The 278-nt window shown below is 48.9% G+C and carries 1 protein-coding gene; it reads left to right on the top strand.

Going from position 1 to position 278, the window contains the following annotated elements; genetic code table 11:
- On the top strand, positions 1 to 278 hold a 278-nt coding region (locus tag CWC11_RS22160), incomplete at both ends, for an efflux RND transporter permease subunit (RefSeq protein ID WP_138684270.1).

Below are 278 nucleotides of genomic sequence, written 5' to 3'. Positions count from 1 at the left end.
GCGATTAAGTTATTTGGCCCAGAATTAGCCGTGCTTGCAAAAAAAGGCAAGGAAATTGAAGCGGCCGTAACGCAGGTTGAGGGGACGGAAGGCGTACAACTTGAGCAAATAGCAGGTGAGTCACAGCTGATCATCACCCCAAAACGTCAAGCGTTATCTCGCTACGGTTTGGCAGTTGGAGATGTTATGGCGCTAGTACAAGATGGCATTGGTGGCAGTAAAGCTGGGCAGGTTATCAACGGTAACGAACGCTATGATATTTATGTCCGCTTGGCACC

It is taken from the genome of Pseudoalteromonas sp. S3178 (assembly GCF_005886985.1).
Taxonomy (GTDB): Bacteria; Pseudomonadota; Gammaproteobacteria; order Enterobacterales; family Alteromonadaceae; genus Pseudoalteromonas; species Pseudoalteromonas carrageenovora.
The sequence above is the reverse complement of the archived record's forward strand: the minus strand, read 5'-3'. Positions and strand labels throughout refer to the sequence as shown.